Annotated in this window: 13 protein-coding genes; 6 read left to right on the top strand and 7 right to left on the bottom strand. The window is 71.7% G+C overall.

Annotated elements, in window-relative coordinates; all coding sequences use genetic code 11:
* Nucleotides 1–63: 63 nt before the first annotated feature.
* A complete protein-coding gene (locus tag Actkin_RS06625) occupies nt 64–675 on the bottom strand; it encodes a mycothiol-dependent nitroreductase Rv2466c family protein (RefSeq protein WP_258907870.1) in 612 nt (203 codons plus the stop codon).
* 173 nt (nt 676–848) lie between these two features.
* On the opposite strand from Actkin_RS06625, the gene pepN reads away from it, so the two are divergent.
* The gene (gene pepN / locus Actkin_RS06620) at nt 849–3,413 is read left to right on the top strand and encodes an aminopeptidase N (RefSeq protein ID WP_189212170.1); all 2,565 of its coding nucleotides are present in this window, start codon (nt 849–851) and stop codon (nt 3,411–3,413) included.
* 358 nt (nt 3,414–3,771) lie between these two features.
* Here pepN and Actkin_RS06615 read toward each other — a convergent pair whose 3' ends face one another.
* Nucleotides 3,772–4,266: a DUF5130 family protein gene (locus Actkin_RS06615; RefSeq protein WP_189212171.1), complete on the bottom strand. Its 495-nt coding sequence runs from the start codon at nt 4,264–4,266 to the stop codon at nt 3,772–3,774.
* Nucleotides 4,253–4,501: an aa3-type cytochrome oxidase subunit CtaJ gene (locus tag Actkin_RS06610; protein WP_189212172.1), complete on the bottom strand. Its 249-nt coding sequence runs from the start codon at nt 4,499–4,501 to the stop codon at nt 4,253–4,255. The genes Actkin_RS06615 and Actkin_RS06610 overlap by 14 nt, the downstream gene beginning before the upstream one ends.
* 305 nt (nt 4,502–4,806) lie before the next feature.
* Here Actkin_RS06610 and Actkin_RS32700 point away from each other — a divergent pair, with 305 nt between their 5' ends.
* Entirely contained in the window at nt 4,807–5,598 is a 792-nt protein-coding gene (locus Actkin_RS32700) for a hypothetical protein (RefSeq protein ID WP_396122943.1), read from the top strand.
* A 51-nt stretch (nt 5,599–5,649) separates the two neighbouring features.
* On the opposite strand, the gene Actkin_RS06595 is transcribed toward Actkin_RS32700, so the two are convergent.
* Nucleotides 5,650–6,285 carry an HNH endonuclease gene (locus Actkin_RS06595; protein WP_373292418.1) on the bottom strand — a complete coding sequence of 212 codons (636 nt, stop codon included), beginning with the start codon at nt 6,283–6,285 and terminating at the stop codon, nt 5,650–5,652.
* Nucleotides 6,286–6,451: 166 nt separating this feature from the next.
* On the opposite strand from Actkin_RS06595, the gene Actkin_RS06590 reads away from it, so the two are divergent.
* From Actkin_RS06590 to Actkin_RS06575, 4 genes are all read left to right on the top strand, one after another.
* Nucleotides 6,452–7,426, top strand: coding sequence for a mechanosensitive ion channel family protein (locus tag Actkin_RS06590; RefSeq protein ID WP_189212174.1), 975 nt, complete (start codon nt 6,452–6,454; stop codon nt 7,424–7,426).
* Between the two features lie 13 nt (nt 7,427–7,439).
* Nucleotides 7,440–7,850 carry a globin gene (locus tag Actkin_RS06585; RefSeq protein ID WP_189212175.1) on the top strand — a complete coding sequence of 137 codons (411 nt, stop codon included), beginning with the start codon at nt 7,440–7,442 and terminating at the stop codon, nt 7,848–7,850.
* 49 nt (nt 7,851–7,899) lie between these two features.
* Nucleotides 7,900–9,471, top strand: coding sequence for a glycoside hydrolase family 13 protein (locus tag Actkin_RS06580; RefSeq protein WP_258906382.1), 1,572 nt, complete (start codon nt 7,900–7,902; stop codon nt 9,469–9,471).
* Between the two features lie 93 nt (nt 9,472–9,564).
* The gene (locus Actkin_RS06575) at nt 9,565–9,897 is read left to right on the top strand and encodes a hypothetical protein (protein WP_258906381.1); all 333 of its coding nucleotides are present in this window, start codon (nt 9,565–9,567) and stop codon (nt 9,895–9,897) included.
* A gap of 270 nt (nt 9,898–10,167) precedes the next feature.
* On the opposite strand, the gene Actkin_RS06570 is transcribed toward Actkin_RS06575, so the two are convergent.
* The 3 genes from Actkin_RS06570 to Actkin_RS06560 form a co-directional block, all read right to left on the bottom strand.
* The gene (locus Actkin_RS06570; RefSeq protein ID WP_258906380.1) at nt 10,168–10,797 is read right to left on the bottom strand and encodes a DUF8010 domain-containing protein; all 630 of its coding nucleotides are present in this window, start codon (nt 10,795–10,797) and stop codon (nt 10,168–10,170) included.
* The gene (locus Actkin_RS06565) at nt 10,790–11,221 is read right to left on the bottom strand and encodes an acyl-CoA thioesterase (RefSeq protein WP_189212179.1); all 432 of its coding nucleotides are present in this window, start codon (nt 11,219–11,221) and stop codon (nt 10,790–10,792) included. The genes Actkin_RS06570 and Actkin_RS06565 overlap by 8 nt, the downstream gene beginning before the upstream one ends.
* An 89-nt stretch (nt 11,222–11,310) precedes the next feature.
* Nucleotides 11,311–16,236, bottom strand: coding sequence for an NAD-glutamate dehydrogenase (locus tag Actkin_RS06560; protein ID WP_258906379.1), 4,926 nt, complete (start codon nt 16,234–16,236; stop codon nt 11,311–11,313).
* Nucleotides 16,237–16,311: the final 75 nt, after the last annotated feature.

Raw genomic sequence — 16,311 nt, 5'->3', positions numbered from 1 at the left:
GGACGGGTACGCCCGTCAGCGTGTCACATCCGGTGCGCGGGCCGCACGGCGCGCCACGTCACATCAGTCGAACTTCAGCTCGCCGGTGCGGGTGCGCTTCAGCTCGAAGAAGTCCGGGTAGGCGGCCAGCGCGCGGGCGCCGTCGAAGATCCGCACCGCGTCATCGCCGCGCGGGATCGAGGTCAGCACCGGGCCGAAGAAGGCGACGCCGTCGATGTGGATGGTCGGCGTGCCGACGTCCATGCCGACCGGGTCCATGCCCTCGTGGTGGGACTTGCGCAACGCGTCGTCGTAGTCGCTGGAGTCGGCGGCGGCCGCCAGGGACTCGGGCAGGCCGACCTCGGCGAGCGCCTCCTTGATCACCGCCGGGTAGTCGTCGTTCTTGCCGTTGTGGATGCGGGTGCCCAGCGCCGTGTAGAGGTCGCGCAGCACCTCCTCGCCGTGCTCCTGGGCCGCGGCGATGGCCACCCGGACGGGGCCCCACGCGCGGTCGAGCAGGTCGCGGTATTCCTGCGGCAGGTCACGGCCGTCGTTGAGGACCGACAGGCTCATCACCCGGAACCGCAGCTCGATGTCGCGGTGCTTCTCGACCTCCAGGATCCAGCGCGAGGTGATCCAGGCGAACGGGCAGACGGGGTCGAAGTAGAAGTCGACGCGGGGCTTGTCGGCGGTCATGCGCGATGTCTCCATGCTCGAGGTCCGTTCGGCGGCGTCGCGCCGCCCGTCCTGTGCAACATCCAACCCGCGCGGAAACCTTCCCGCCCGCCGCCCACCCCGAACGTGATTGGATGCGATTGTCAGTACCGTCCCGCGAGGAGTCCCCGCCTCGCCGTTCCCCGAGGTGTCCCGTGGCCGCGCCCAACCTGACCCGTGACCAAGCCCGCCAGCGGGCCGCTCTGCTGGAGGTGGAGTCCTACACCGTCGAGCTGGATCTCACCGACGGTCTCGGCCAGCCCGGCGAGGCGACATTCGGCTCCCGCACCACGGTGCGCTTCACCAGCCGCGAACCCGGCGCGTCCACCTTCATCGACATCGTCGCCCGCTCGGTCGAGTCGGCCGTGCTCAACGGCGTCGAGCTCGACGTCTCCGGCTACACCCAGGAAGCGGGCGTCGCGCTGCCGGACCTGGCCGCGACCAACGAGCTGACGATCACCGCCACCTGCGAGTACATGAACACCGGCGAGGGCCTGCACCGCTTCGTCGACCCGGTCGACAAGGGCGTGTACCTGTACTCGCAGTTCGAGACCGCCGACGCCAAGCGGATGTTCGCCTGCTTCGACCAGCCCGACCTCAAGGCCGCGTACACGCTGACCGTGCTCGCGCCCGCGGACTGGAAGGTGATCTCCAACGCCGCCGCGCCGGTCCAGACCGAGCTGGCCGCAGGCGACAACCGCGTCGTGCGGCACGAGTTCACTACCACCGAGCGCATGTCGACCTACCTCGTCGCGCTCGTCGCCGGCCCGTACGCCGAGTGGCGCGATGAGTACACCGACGAGCACGGCACCATCCCGCTGGGCATCTACTGCCGCGCGTCGCTGGCCGAGCACATGGACGCCGAGCGGCTGTTCACCGAGACCAAGCAGGGCTTCGGGTTCTTCCACCGCAACTTCGGCGTGCCCTACCCGTTCGGCAAGTACGACCAGTGCTTCGTGCCGGAGTTCAACGCGGGCGCGATGGAGAACGCGGGCTGCGTGACCTTCCTCGAGGACTACGTCTTCCGCAGCAGGGTCACCCGCTACGCCTACGAGCGCCGCTGCGAGACCGTGCTGCACGAGATGGCGCACATGTGGTTCGGCGACCTGGTGACCATGCGCTGGTGGGACGACCTGTGGCTCAACGAGTCCTTCGCCACCTGGGCGTCGGTGCTGGCGCAGGCCGAGGCCACCGAGTACGAGCACGCGTGGACCAGCTTCGCCAACATCGAGAAGTCGTGGGCGTACCGGCAGGACCAGCTGCCGTCGACGCACCCGGTCGCCGCCGACATCCCGGACGTCGAGGCGGTCGAGGTCAACTTCGACGGCATCACCTACGCCAAGGGCGCCAGCGTCCTCAAGCAGCTGGTGGCCTACGTCGGGCTGGAGAACTTCCTGTCCGGCCTGCGGGTGTACTTCGCCAAGCACGCCTGGGACAACGCCACGCTGGCCGACCTGCTCGCCGCGCTGGAGGAGGCGTCCGGCCGCGACCTGTCGTGGTGGAGCGCGCAGTGGCTGGAGACCACGGGGCTGAACTCGCTGCGGCCGCGGTTCGAGGTGGAGGACGGCAAGTTCACCTCGTTCGCCGTGCTGCAGGGCGGGGCCAAGCCGGGCGCGGGCGAGCTGCGCACGCACCGCGTCGCCATCGGCGTGTACGACGACGTCGACGGCAAGCTGGTGCGCACGCACCGGGTGGAGGTCGACGTCGACGGCGACGTGACCAGCGTGCCGGAGCTGATCGGCGTGCCGCGCGGGCAGCTCGTGCTGGTCAACGACGACGACCTGACCTACTGCACCATGCGCCTCGACCCGGGCTCGCTGACCACGCTGGTCGACCGCATCGGCGACATCACCGAGCCGCTGCCGCGCACGCTGTGCTGGTCGGCGGCGTGGGAGATGACCCGCGAGGCCGAGCTGAAGGCCCGCGACTTCGTCTCGCTGGTCTGCCACGGCCTGTCCGCCGAGAGCGAGGTCGGCGTCGTGCAGCGGCTGCTGCTGCAGGCCCAGACCGCCCTGGCCTCCTACGCCGACCCGGCGTACTCGCCCAAGGGCTGGGCGCTGTTCACCGACCGGGTGCTGGAGCTGGCGCGGACCGCGGAACCGGGCTCGGACCACCAGCTGGCGTACGTCAACTCGCTGACCGGCTCGGTGCTGGACGAGGCCAAGGTCGCCGTGCTGCGCGGCTGGCTGGACGGCTCGGCCCCGCTGCCCGGCCTGTCCGTGGACACCGACCTGCGCTGGCGCCTGCTGCACGCCCTGGTCGCCCACGGCGCCGCCGACGAGGCCGAGATCGACGCCGAGCTGCGCGCCGACTCCACGGCCACCGGCAACCGCCACGCCGAGCGCGCCCGCGCCCTGGTCCCCACCATCGCCGCAAAGGCCGAGGCCTGGCGCCGAGCCGTCCACGACGACGAACTGCCCAACGCGGTGAACGAGGCCATCATCAACGGCTTCTCCCACCCGGCCCAGCGCGAACTGCTGGCCCCCTACGCCGCGAAGTACTTCGAGGACGTCGCGGGCGTCTGGCAGCGCCGCTCCAGCGAGCGGGCCCAGTCGATGGTGCTGGGCCTCTACCCGGCCTGGGCGGTCACCCACGCCACGGTCGAGGCGTCCGACCAGTGGCTCGCCGCCGACCACCCACCCGCCCTCCGCAGGCTCGTCTCGGAGGGCCGCGCAGGCATCCTCCGCGCCCTGGCCGCCCGCGAGTTCGACGGCTCCTGACAACGACAGCGGCCCGGCCCCTTCCGCGGGGCCGGGCCGCTCGCCGTTCTCCCCGCTGCGGAGCGATCGGACCCCCGCGTGGCCCGCACTCATTGCCTCCTGCAGATGCTTTCGAGCGGCCCGGATCTCGCGTGCCGCAGCCTGCCCACCGCGCCCGGAGATCAGGTCGGCACTGCCGCGCTCGTTGACCACGCAGCAGCGTGCTCTCCGGAGACCGTGCCCCCAACGTGGCAGCGGCCCGGCCCCTTCCGGGGTCCGGGCCGCTGCCAGGAAATTCGCTTGACCACTCGAACACGTGGTCGATAGCTTCCACGTATCGGTGGGCTGTCCCCCGAGGTGGGCGGGGTTGTGTGTGGGGCTACCTGCGGGGGGCGTTGCCTGCCTGGTCGGCGAGCATGCGCAGGGCGCTCACCAGGCCGCCGGTGAGGTCGCCTTCCTTGAAGGACGCCACCATCGCCATGACGGCCAGGTTGCAGCCTCGGTCGGGGAGGCGGCGGGCCGCCTCGGCGCCGGTGACGATCTCGACCTTGCGCTGACCGGGGGAAACCGCTATGAGGACGGCCTCGGCGGAGGCCGCGCCGATCTCGGCGTGCAGTTCCTCGGCGCGGTCGCGGGTGTCCGGACCGAGGTCGCCGAGGTAGATGCTGAACAGCAGGCCGGTCGAACGCGACGACAGGGTCAGCGCCTCGTCCAGGCGGGTCAGCTGGACGGTGGAGAACGGCAGGCCGGGCTCCGGGGCGGTCTTGGCGCGGGCGACCGAGAGCCTGCCGCTCGCGGTGATCGCCGAGCCGTAGCCGTGCTCGGGGTCCTCGACTACCTGGTCCTCATGGCGGACGAGCTCACCAGCTGCCACGGGCACCTCCCTTGGCCGTGCGCACAGGCGCGCTCTCGGTGGCGGCGACGGCGGTGTGGCCCGCGTCCAGCCCGGCGGGGTTGGCCGTCCACCAGACCGGGGGGTGGTCCCAGTCCTGGCCCGGGCGATAGCGCGGGTTCTTCGCGAACCGGTCGCGCAAGGTCACCAGCGCGACCACTGCGTAGATCGCCAACGGGATGACGGCGAACACGAGAAAGGTCTCGACGATCGTCACGGGCGCTACGGTAGCCCACAATAGGCCGGACACCCCGCGCCGCCCTGGCTGCGCTCACCCGGGGGTCACGCAAAGTAAACGGTTGGTGCTCTCCTGGTAAGGCCGATCACCCGTCCGCCGCTGCGGCGGGTAGCTCAAAGGGCCTATCGGCAAGAGGCGAACGGCCCTAAGTGGGCAGGCGAACGACCTTGTGGTGGGTTGACGTCTTGTCGGTTACCCACCAGGGTCATAGCTTTCACCTATACGGCCCTTGCGAACCAGCTCTCCCCTTGATCGATGCGTGACAGCTCCCGGGAGGACACGCCATGTACATCATCGCTTCCCTCGACGAGGCCAGGCTCTTCACCCAGACGGGCGAGTACGCGGACGAGCTGATTGGCGGAACTCGCGTCACCCGGGGTACCCGCGTCACGCGGGGCACGAGGGTCACTGCCGTGCATCCTGGCACCCCGACGACCGACCGCACCAGGGTTTCGGCCAACACGGAGGGAAATATCGTCATGGGCACGCGCGTCACCCGAGGCACCCGAGTCACCCGAGGCACGAGGGTCACCGCCGAGCTGGCCTGGATGGGCACCCGCGTCACGCGCGGCACCAGGGTCACCCGGGGCACCCGCGTCACCAGCGCGGGCCACATCGACTTCGGCACCCGCGTGACCAGGGGGACCAGGGTCACCAACGCCGTCGAGTTCGGCACGCGCGTCACCAGGGGAACGCGGGTCACCAACGGCACCCGCGTGACCCGAGGCACCCGGGTGACCAGCGCGGCCGAGTTCGGCACCCGGGTGGCGGCCGTCGACTTCGGCACCCGCGTCACCAGGGGAACCCGCGTCACGAACGGCACCCGCGTGACCCGAGGCACCCGCGTGACCGGCGCGGCCCCCGTCGAGTTCGGCACCAGGGTCACCCGAGGCACCCGCGTCACCAACGGCACCCGCGTGACCGCGCTCGAGTCCGGCGGCGCCGTGCTGGCCGTCGACTTCGGCACGCGCGTCACCCGAGGCACCAGGGTGACCGGCGGCACCCGCGTGACCAGGGGAACCCGGGTCACCCGCGGCACGCGGGTCACCGGTGGGACCCGTGTCACCGCGGCCTGACGTCATAACCCGCAGTTTAGCGATCGGCCCCGACAATTGTCCGGTAGTCGATCAAGCCGCCGGTTCCCCCAGGTAGGGCAGCCAGAGCGGATCGGCGTCCACGACCCCGGCCAGCAACCGCCAGTGCGGTCCGCGCGGCGCCGACGGAACGACCCGCAGCCGCCAGCCCAGCTCCGACAGCAGCTTGTCGGCCTTGCGGTGATTGCACTTCGCGCAGCACGCCACGCAGTTCTGCCACGTGTGCTGGCCCCCGCGGCTGCGCGGCACCACGTGGTCTATCGTCTCCGCCCGACCCCCGCAGTACGCGCAGCGGTAGCGGTCGCGCAGCATGAGCCCGGCCCGCGTCAGCGGCACCCGGCCGCGATAGGGGACGCGCACGTAGGTGGCCAGTCGGATCACCGACGGCACCTCCAGGCTCGACGTCGCCGAGTGCACGACCATCCCGGTCGGATCGCCGTGGACGACCTCGGCCTTGCCGCAGACCAACAGGACCACCGCGCGCCGCATCGGCAGCGCGGTCAACGGCTCGTACGTGGCGTTGAGGAGGAGTACCCGACGCCGGCTCCAGGGTGTCCGTGCCGGGGGGCCACCGCCGGGATCCGGCGTCTGCGGCGGTTCGGGGCACAAGACGGCCATCGGCGCCTGCCCGTGGGCAGCGCCGATGGGAGTCGGTTGTCGGTCTGGCACTCGACCACCTCCACCGGTGCGTGCCTAAGTCGACCACAAATCCGGCCCCTAACGCACGCGTGTTGTGTGACGTGTCCCGCATCCCGACCGGAACGCCTGGTGAACACCGCCCACCCGGAGCAGTGTCTTAGACGCGGGTGAGCACCGCCGGCTATCGTCGGCGCCGATGAGTGCCAACCTCCCCCTCTCCCTGGAACCGCCCAAGTGCGTCGGCGAGGCCGACTCCTGGTGCACCCAGGTGTTCGAGCTGACCGGCAGCGCCTGGCTCGCCGCGTCCGCCGACTGGCTGATCGCCAAGCCGCTGACGATCCTGCTGATCCTGGTCGTCGCGGTCATCGTGCGGCTGCTCGCCCGCAAGGCCATCGACCGGCTCACCAACGGCGACGGCAAGACCCCCAAGCTGCTGCGGCCGCTGAAGGAGCGGGCCCCGCAGGCCCTGGGCTCCATCCTCAGCGAGCGCCGGGCCCAGCGGGCCAAGACGATCGGCTCGGTGCTCAAGTCCATCGTCACCGCCGTCGTGTTCGGGCTGGCGTTCATGCTGGTCCTGGGCGAGCTGGGGGTGAACCTGGCGCCGATCATCGCCTCGGCGGGCATCGTCGGCGTCGCGCTCGGCTTCGGCGCGCAGAACCTGGTCCGCGACTTCCTGTCCGGCATCTTCATGCTGCTGGAGGACCAGTACGGCGTCGGCGACATCGTCGACCTCGGCGAGGCCACCGGCACCATCGAGGGCGTCGGCCTGCGCGTCACCACGCTGCGCGACCTCAACGGCACGGTCTGGTACGTCCGCAACGGCGAGATCCTGCGGGTCGGCAACTTCAGCCAGGGCTTCGCCGTGGCCGTCGTCGACCTGCCCGTCGGCTACAGCGCCGACGCCGAGCAGGTGACCTCGATCCTGCGCCGGGTGAGCGGCGAGCTGACCGAGGACAGCGACCACGCCACCGATGTGATCGAGCCGCCCGAGGTCCTGGGTGTGGAGAAGGTCACACCCGAGGGCATGACGTTCCGGGTCACGGTGAAGGTGCGTCCGGGCAGGCAGTGGGCGGTGCAGCGGGCCCTGCGGGCGCGCGCGATGGCCGCGCTGGAGGAGGCGGACATCCAGCCGCCGCTCGGCAGGCTGTTCCCACCGGCCCCGCAGCCGTAGCCAATGGGGGACGATGCGACCCGTGGGGGATGATGACGCAGTGGGCACACCCGAGAACTTCTACGATGCGGTCGGCGGCGAGGAGACGTTCCGCCGGATCGTGCACCGCTTCTACGTCGAGGTCGCCGAGGACGAGGTGCTGCGCCCCATGTACCCCGAGCCGGACCTCGGCCCGGCGGAGGACCGGCTGCGGCTGTTCCTGATGCAGTACTGGGGTGGCCCGCACACGTACTCCGACCAGCGCGGGCACCCCCGGCTGCGGATGCGGCACCACCCGTTCACCATCGGTCCGATCGAGCGCGACGCCTGGCTGCGCTGCATGCGCGTGGCCGTCGACGAGGCAGGCCTGGACGAGCGCCACCGGGCCCAGCTGTGGCAGTACCTGGAGACAGCCGCCAACAGCCTCATGAACAGCTGGGTCTGATCCGATCCGAGGACTTCGGGGAGTCCGATCTCTCGCGAGCGAGGAGAACGTGCGACGAAGCGCGCGGCCCGATGGCGCCACCGCATGGTGGCAGGACGCGGTGTTCTACCAGGTGTACGTGCGGTCCTTCGCCGATTCCGACGGCGACGGCATCGGCGACCTGGAGGGCATCCGCTCCCGCCTGGGCTATCTGGAACTGCTCGGCGTCGACGCCCTGTGGCTGACGCCGTTCTTCCGCTCCCCCATGGCCGACCACGGCTACGACGTCGCCGACCCGCGCGACGTCGACCCGCTCTTCGGCGACCTGGCCGCCTTCGACCGGCTGGTCGAGGACGCCCACAAGCACGGTCTCAAGGTCACCATCGACCTGGTGCCCAACCACACCAGCGACCAGCACCCCTGGTTCCAGGCCGCGCTGGCGGCGGCGCCGGGCAGCCCGGAGCGGGCCCGGTACTACTTCCGCGACGGGCGCGGTGACGACCCGCCGAACAACTGGACCAGCATCTTCGGCGGGCCCGCGTGGACCCGCGTCCCGGACGGGCAGTGGTACCTGCACCTGTTCGCCCCCCAGCAGCCGGATCTGAACTGGGACTCCTCCGACGTGCGGGTCGATCTGGTGCAGACCCTGCGGTTCTGGCTGGACCGCAGGGTGGACGGCTTCCGCATCGACGTCGCGCACGGCATGGCCAAGCCCGACGGCCTGCCGGACATGGACCCGGCCGTCGTCGCGGTCATGGCGGGCGCCCAGACCCCGCACGCCACCGACCCGCGCTTCGACAACGAGGCCGTGCACGACGTGCACCGTCTCATCCGCCGCGTGCTGGACGAGCACCCGGGGACGATGGCCGTCGGCGAGATCTGGGTGGACAGCGACGAGCGCTTCGCCCGGTACGTGCGGCCGGACGAGCTGCACCTGGGGTTCAACTTCAAGCTCGCCCAGGCCGACTTCGACGCCGACGCCGTGCGCCGGGCCATCGACCGGTCGATGGCCGCGGCGGGCTCGGCGCCGCCCACCTGGACGCTGTCCAACCACGACGTCGTGCGGCACGTCTCCCGGTACGGCGACGGGGCGGCGGGCACGCGCCGGGCCAGGGCGATGGCGCTGGTGGAGCTGGCGCTGCCCGGGGTCGCCTACCTCTACAACGGGGAGGAGCTGGGCCTGCCCAACGTCGACGTCCCCGACTGGGCGCGCCAGGACCCGATCCACCACCGCTCCGGCGGCGCGGAGGAGGGCCGCGACGGGTGTCGCGTGCCGATGCCGTGGGAGGGCACGGAAGCGCCGTTCGGGTTCACCACCGGCGAGTCGACATGGCTGCCGATCCCCGACGACTGGGGCCCGCTGACCGTGGAGGCGCAGCTGGAGGACCCGGCGTCGATGCTGTCGCTGTACCGCCAGGCGGTGGAGATCCGCAAGACGCACGCGTCGTTCAGCGGCACCGAGCTGGAGTGGTACGGCGCTCCCCCGGGCTGCTTCGCGTTCCGCCGCAAGGGCGGCGGGCTGATCTGCGCCCTGAACACGTCCGCGGCCCCCGTCCCACTGCCGCCGGGCGAGGTACTGCTGTCGAGCGCGCCGCTGGAGGGCGGCCTGCTCCCCCCGGACGCGGCCGTCTGGCTGGCTTGACCCTCACGTAGCGGGAGGTCCTGGCTCTTTGAGGCCATGACCGACGATGGAGTGTGGGGGCGCTGGCGAAGGCCACCGGGCTGACCGGTCCTGGTGCTGCGCCAGCTGGGCCTACCGCTGGAGGAGATCGCCCGCGCCGTCGAGCGGCCGGACGTGGTGCGCGAACTGCTGGAGCGGCTCGATGACGAGATCTGGCGGCTGGGCCTGCTGGTCAGGCAGGCGCGCGGGCTGCTGGCGCACTCGGTCGGCGGGACGGTAGCCGCCCGAACACTGCACTCAGACCGGCGGGGCGACGCGGCGGTGAATCTGGAGGGCTTTCTTCGACCGGCACCTCACCTGAGGAGCAATCGGGCTTCTGCTGGCATGGACAACGTTCGGACGTCTGGATCTCGGCGCGATAGGGGCCGGGGCGCTCTTCGGGATTGATCAGCAGCGCGAAGTCGGGCAGAGCGGTCGTCACGCTCCATCGGCCCGGTGGCAGTGGGACGCGCAGGCCGTCGGCGGCGGCCGAGGGCGAGCCGACTCGGGCGGCCACTCGGAAGGCGCCGTCGCTGCCGATGTTCACCGGGACGAAGGCGCCCGCGAGGATGTGCCGGGTGATGTCGTCGTCCTCCAGCGGCGCCGACTCCCCCGTGTCGTAGTCGACGATGTCGACGAACGCCGCCGGGGACCACAGCCCGAACTAGGAACCCGCGCTCAGACGAGCAGTGGCAGGAGGGCGTGCCTGCGGCGGACGACGGCGCCGTAGCGGGCGTCGAGGCGCATCCAGGCGTCGGTGGCGGTGACGCGGATGTGGGAGTCGTCGTCGGTCAGGAAGCCCATGCCGGACAGGGCGAACAGGCAGCGTAGGGGGATCTTGACCGCCAGGCCCTCCCCCTCGACCGTCAGCACCGTCTGGTCGAGCAGGGACGCGGGCGGGGTGCCCTGCGGGCCGACGTTCTCGCGGGCCAGCGCCAGGCCCCGGTCGGCGAGGTCGGCGACCTCGCGGGACGGGATGCGGTCGACGACCTTCCAGTGCTTGCCCGGTGGCAGCGGGGAGCGCCACTGCAGGTCGCGGGGGTGGCCGGGGTCGATGCGGTCGTCGCGGACCACGGCGAGGCCCGCGAGCAACTCGTTGCCGGAGACCGTCACGTCCGACGGTGTCAGGGTGCCCCGCGCCGAGCGGGTGGCCAGGACGTCGAACGGGGTGGCGACCCAGGCGTCGAGCAGGCCGTCCTCGCGGCCGCGCAGGCGGACCACGGCCTGCTGGTCCAGGCGGACCGCGCGGGCGACGAACGCGCCCAGGTTGTCCCGCTCGGCGGGGTCGGGGAAGTGCAGCTCAGCCACGGCCGCCCCCGTTGTGCCACGCGGCGAGGAAGTCGCGCTCGGCGTCGGTGATCCGGCGGGGTTTGCCCGCGTCCAGGTCGAACGGCGCCAGCGTCGTGCGGGCCGTCACCGCCACCTGGTCGGCCTCCGACGGTCCATTGTGGATCACGTAGTCCAGCACGAAGTACGCCGCCCTGATCTCGCGCACCGACACGGCGACCCGCACCGCGCGGCCCGTCGCGTACAGCGGGGCGAGGTAGTCCACCGTCAGGTTGGCCACCACCACGCCGCGCGCGAGGTCCTCGGCGCCGCGGAGCGCGGCCTCGTGGAAGAGCAGGTCGACGCGGGCCTCCTCCAGGAGGGTCACGGTGCTGGCGTGGTTGACGTGGCCGTAGGAGTCCATGTCCGACCAGCGCGGCCGCACCTCGGTGACGAATACGCCCAACGCACCTGTTCCTTCCGCAGAAAATCGGCCCCGTGGAGACTTTATAAGCCGGTGGCCGCCCGCCAGGGAGCGGGCGGCCACCGGTCGGATCAGCGGACCATGCTCCGCATCTGGCGCGCCGCCACGGACAGCGTCGCCAGGTCGAGCCTGCCGGACTCCTGGATGTCCGCCAGCGCCGCGCGGGCGCGGGCCAGCCGGGAGCTGTTGGCGTGCTCCCAGCCCGCGATCTTGTCCGCGGCGGGCGTGCCCGGGTCGCTCTGGCGCATCACGTCGAGCGTGATCGCGCGCAGCGAGCCGTACAGGTCGTCGCGGAGGGCCAGGCGGGCCAGGGCGTGCCAGCGGTTGTCGCGCTCCAGCTCGCCGACCGCGTCGAGCATCTGGTCGAAGCCCAGGTGGTCGGCCAGCGCGTAGTACACCTCGGCGGTCTCCCACGGCGAGCGCTCCGAGTCCAGCCCGGCGTCGCGCTCGGACAGCTCGGCCACCTCGGTGACGTCGAGCAGGCCGTAGGAGTCGATCAGCGCGGCGACCCGCCTGGCCAGCTCGACGGGCACGCCCACGGCGACGAGCCGCTCGGTCTCCGCCTCGGCCTGCTCCCTGGCCCGGCCGCGCAGGAAGTCCCCGACCGCGGGCGCGAGCTGGGCGGCGACCTCGTGGAACCGGGAGATCTCCGCGCCGACCGCCAGCGGCTGCGGGCGGTTGGTGAGCAGCCAGCGGCACGCCCGGTCGAGCAGCCGCCGGGTCTGCAGCACCATCGCGTCGGCGACGTCGGTGGGCACGATGTTGTCGAGCGCGTCGATGTCGCGCCAGATGGCGTGCAGGTCGTACACCCGGGTGACCACGGCGAACGCGCGCACGGCGTCGGTGGCCGACGCGCTGGTCTCCTCGGCCAGCCGGAACGCGAAGGAGATGCCCGCGCCGTCGACGACCTCGTTGACCAGCAGCGTCGTGGTGATCTGGCGGCGCAGCGGGTGCGCCGAGATCGCCTTGGCGAACCGCTCCCGCAGCTGGGTCGGGAAGTACTCCGGCAGCCTGCGCGCGAACACGTCGAGGTCCGGCAGGTCGGCGGCCAGGACGTCGTCCTTGAGCGCCAGCTTGACGTGTGCGAGCAGCACGCACAGCTCCGGGGAGGTGAGCTGCTCGCCCGCCTTGTCCATCGCCTTGAACTGCGCCCTGGTCGGCAGCGCCTCCAGCTCGCGGTCCAGGCCCCGGCTCTCCAGGCTGTCCACGAGCCGCTGGTGCACCGACAGCATCGGCTTGGCGTGGGCGCGGCTGACGCCCATGACCGCGTTCTGCCGGTAGTTGTCGGCCAGCACCAGGTCGGCGACCTCGTCGGTCATCTCGGCCAGCAGGTCGTCGCGCTGCTCGGGGTCCAGCTCGCCGGAGCGGACCAGGTGGTCGAGCAGGATCTTGATGTTGACCTCGTGGTCGGAGCAGTCCACGCCCGCGGAGTTGTCCAGCGCGTCGGTGTTGACCTTGCCGCCCGCGCGGGCGAACTCGATGCGGCCGCGCTGGGTCAGGCCCAGGTTGCCGCCCTCGCCGACCACCTTGACCCGCAGGTCGGCGCCGTCGACGCGGAGCGCGTCGTTGGCCTTGTCGCCGACGTCGGCGTGGGTCTCGGTGCTGGCCTTGACGTAGGTGCCGATGCCGCCGTTCCACAGCAGGTCGACCTCGGCGAGCAGGATCGCCTTCATCAGCTCAGGCGGCGAGAGCTTCTGCGTGCCCTCGGGCAGACCGAGCGCGCGCACCGCCTCCGGGCTGAGCGGGATCGACTTGAGCGTGCGCGGCCAGACCCCGCCGCCCGCGCTGATCTTGGCGCGGTCGTAGTCGTCCCAGGACGAGCGCGGCAGCGCGAACAGCCGCTGGCGTTCGGCGAACGAGCTCGCCGGGTCCGGGTCGGGGTCGATGAAGATGTGCCGGTGGTCGAACGCGGCCACCAGGCGGATCTGGTCGGACAGCAGCATGCCGTTGCCGAACACGTCGCCGGACATGTCGCCGATGCCGACGACGGTGAACGGCTCGGTCTGGGTGTCCACGCCCAGCTCGCGGAAGTGCCGCTTGACGCTCTCCCACGCGCCGCGGGCGGTGATGCCCATGGCCTTGTGGTCGTAGCCGACCGAGCCGCCGGAGGCGAAGGCGTCGCCGAGCCAGAACCCGTACTGGCGCGCCACGTCGTTGGCGATGTCGGAGAACGTGGCGGTGCCCTTGTCCGCGGCGACGACGAGGTAGGTGTCGTCCTCGTCGTAGCGCACGACGTCCTTGGCGGGCACGACCTCGGTGCCGTCGAGGTTGTCGGTCAGGTCGAGCAGGCCGGAGATGAACATGCGGTAGCACGCCACGCCCTCGGCCATGAACGCCTCGCGGTCCAGCGCGGCGTCGCCGACCGGCGCTGGCGGGCGCTTGACGACGAAGCCGCCCTTCGCGCCGACCGGCACGATCACGGCGTTCTTCACCGCCTGCGCCTTGACCAGGCCCAGCACCTCGGTGCGGAAGTCCTCCCTGCGGTCGGACCAGCGCAGGCCGCCGCGGGCGACCGGGCCGAACCGCAGGTGCACGCCCTCCACCCGGGGGGAGTAGACGAAGATCTCGAACCGCGGCCTCGGCTCGGGCAGCTCGGGGATCGCGCCCGGCTCCAGCTTGATCGCCAGGTACGGGCGCGGGTTGCCCTCGGCGTCGCGCACGTAGTAGTTCGTGCGCAGCGTCGCCCGGATGACGGTCAGCAGGCTGCGCAGGATGCGGTCCTCGTCGAGGCTGGTGACCCCGTCGATCATCCCGGAGATCTCGTCGATCTGCGCCTTGGCGTGCGCGGAGCGGGTGTCCGCGGACAGCGTGGGGTCGAAGCAGGTCTCGAACAGCTGGATCAGCGCGGTCGCCACATGCGTGTGGGCGAGCACGGCGTCCTCGATGTACTCCTGGCTGTACGGCGTGCCCGCCTGGCGCAGGTACCGCGAGTACGCGCGCAGGATCGCCGCCTGCCGCCAGGTGACGCCGCCGCGCAGCACCAGCGCGTTGAACCGGTCGACCTCGGCCTCGCCGCGCCACGACGCGCTGAACGCGTCCTCGAACTCGGCGGGCAGCCGGTCGAGGTCGTCGGTGCGCGCCTCCAGCACGGCCGGATCGATGCGCAGGCCGAAGTCGTAGACCCACCACGGCTCGCGGTCGTCGCGCTCGAGCTCGTACGGGCGCTCGTCCAGCACCTCGACGCCCATCGCCTGCAGCACCGGCAGCACCTGGGAGAGCGTCACCTTGCCGCCCGCGAGGAACAGCTTGAGCCGCCGCTCCCCCGCCTCCGCGCCCTCGGGCACGTAGAACTGGACGGCCATGTCGTCCTTGCCCAGCGCCATGATCCGGCGCAGGTCGGCCAGGCCCTCGGGGGCGTCGAAGTCCTCTTTGTACGCCTCGGGGAACGCGTTGGCGAAGCGCTGGCCCAGCTCGGTGGCCGACTCGCTGTTGGCGCCGTTGGCCCGCTCGGTGAGCAGGGCCTCGACCATGCGGTCGTCCCAGGTCCGCACGGCCTGGGTGAGCCGCTCCTGGATGCGCAGCACGTCCGGGTCGGTGATCGTCGCCGGGTCGGTGCGGACGATGAAGTACACCTGCGCCAGCGGCGACTCGCCGAGGCGGGTGCTGAACTCCAGGTTGGTGCCGCCCAGCTCCTCGAGCAGCACCTCCTGCATGGCGATGCGGGAGGTGGTGGTGTAGCGGTCGCGCGGGAGGAACACCAGGCAGGTGAAGAACCGGCCGTAGGGGTCCCTGCGCAGGAACAGCCGCAGCCTGCGCCGGTCGGCCAGCGCGATCACGCCGGTCGCGGTCGTGTAGATGGACTCGGCGGTGGCGGAGAACAGCTCGGCGCGAGGCCAGTTCTGGATGACCTCCAGCATGCGCTGCCCGGAGTAGGACTCCATCGGGAAGCCCGCGCGGTGGATCACGTCGCGGACGCGGCGGCGCACCACGGGGATGTCGAGCACGTCCTCGTGCAGCGCGGAGGTGGTGAAGATGCCCAGGAAGCGGTGCTCGCCGGTGGCGCGGCCCTCGCTGTCGAAGGTCTTGACGCCCACGTAGTACGGGTAGGCGGCGCGGGCCACGGTGGACGGCGCGCTCGCCTCGGTGAGGACCAGCAGCTCGGGCGCGAGGGCGTGGCGCACGGCGTCCGGCCCGGCGGTGAGGCTGCGGGCGGCCAGGCTGTCCTGGCGCAGCACGCCGAGGCCGCTGGCGAGGATGGCGCGCAGGGCGGGCTCGCCGTCGCCGTCGACCAGCTCGTAGTTGCGGTAGCCGAGGAAGGTGAAGTGGCCGTCGGCCAGCCAGCGCAGCAGTTCGGCGCCGTCGGCGAGGTGCTCGGCGTCCAGCGGCGGCGGGTTCTGCTCCAGCTGGTCGGCCAGGCTGATCGCCGTGCCGATCATCCGGTCGGTGTCCTCGACGACCTCGCGCACGTCGGTCAGCACCGAGTGCAGCACGGTCTCGATCTCGCGGGCCCGCTCGCCGTCGGTGACCCGGTCCACCTCGATGGACATCCAGCTCTCGGGGAACGCCTCCGCGGGCGGGGCCTCGGCGTCGGCGGTCGGCAGGATCTCCTGCAGGTTGCCAGCGACATCCCGCCGGACGACCACGATGGGGTGAATGACCCGCTGGACGTGCGCGCCCGTGCGGGCGAGCGCGGCGGTGACGGACTCGACGAGGTAGGGCATGTCGTCGGTGACGAGCTGGATGACCGAGCACGGGGAGGACCACTCGTCGGTCCTGGTCTCCGGGTTCAGCATCCGCACGGCGGGGCGGCCGCGCACGCGGCGCTCGGCGAGCTGGGTGTGCGAGTGGACGGCGCCGAGGAGGTCGCGCGGGTCGTCGTCGAGGACTTCCTCAGGGGGGATGTAGCGGTAGTACAGCCGGATCAGGTCGGCTATGTCGGGGTCCAGCTCCGCGGCCCGCGCGATGAGCTCGTCCCGGGTCTGCTCGGGACTGCGCGCGGGTGAGCCGTCGACGCTGGCGGCTCTCTCGGTGCGGGACGGGGTACCAGTCGAGGTCATCTTCAGGTCGGCTCCACAGTCGATGTGCCACGTCGGTGTGTCACACCCTCAGGGTAGTGCCGGGCCCCGGGGCGG

The sequence above is a fragment of the Actinokineospora sp. UTMC 2448 genome, assembly GCF_024760565.1.
Classification (GTDB): Bacteria; Actinomycetota; Actinomycetes; order Mycobacteriales; family Pseudonocardiaceae; genus Actinokineospora; species Actinokineospora fastidiosa.
This window is presented reverse-complemented; position numbering and strand designations above follow the sequence as displayed.